The organism is Polaromonas sp. P1_E3 (assembly GCF_056405935.1).
The window spans coordinates 1-793 of the sequence record NZ_JBFUBD010000753.1; the positions used below are offsets into that span (position 1 = coordinate 1).

The following is a 793-nucleotide window of genomic DNA, read 5'->3' on the forward strand; positions in this document are numbered from 1 at the left end:
CGCAAAAGCCCAGGGCATTCAGGGTTTTGGCGCCGGTGATCTCCTGCACCACGTCGATGGCCTTGATGGCGGCATGCTCGATGTAGTCGTCCCAGGTTTTCTGCGCCATCGACTCATCGGGATTTCGCCAGCTCACCACGAAGGTGCGATGGCCCTGGCTGACGGCATAACGGATCAGCGAGTTCTCGGGTTGCAGGTCCAGGATGTAGAACTTGTTGATGCACGGCGGGATCAACAGGAAAGGTTTTTCGTAAACCTTTGCCGTCAGGGGCTTGTACTCCAGCAGCTGGAAGAATTCATTTTCAAATACCACTGCGCCTTCGGTGGTGGCTACATTTTTGCCGACCTCGAACACGCGTTCATCGGTCATGGAAACGTGGCCCTGCTTCAGGTCGTGCAGCAGGTTGGTCAGGCCCTGGGCGATGCTTTCACCCTGGCTTTCAATGGCTTTTTGCTGCGCTTCGGCATTGAGCGCCAGAAAATTGCTGGGCGCCGTGGCCGCCATCCATTGCTCGACCGCAAAGCGCAGGCGTGCCCGGGTCTTTGCATCGCCTTCGATGGCGTCGGCCAGGGCCATGAGGGTGCGGGCATTCAGCAGATAAGCAGAAGCCGAAAACTTCGAGACAGGATTGGTCTTCCAGGCTGCGCTCGAAAACCTCCGGTCGGAAGACACCAGCGTATCTGCGCCTTCTTGCAGGCCCTGGTTCCACAAAGCCGAAGCGTCCGCGACATAGCGCTGCTGCAATTCCTGGAGCTTCGCCGGATCGAACTGGATTGCGGGTGGGGTTTGACC

Annotated in this window: 1 protein-coding gene; it reads right to left on the minus strand. The window is 58.3% G+C overall.

What is annotated here, in order from left to right:
- Positions 1–793: PHA/PHB synthase family protein (locus AC1D0Z_RS23290; protein ID WP_477660491.1), on the minus strand; the 793-nt coding region annotated here is incomplete at both ends.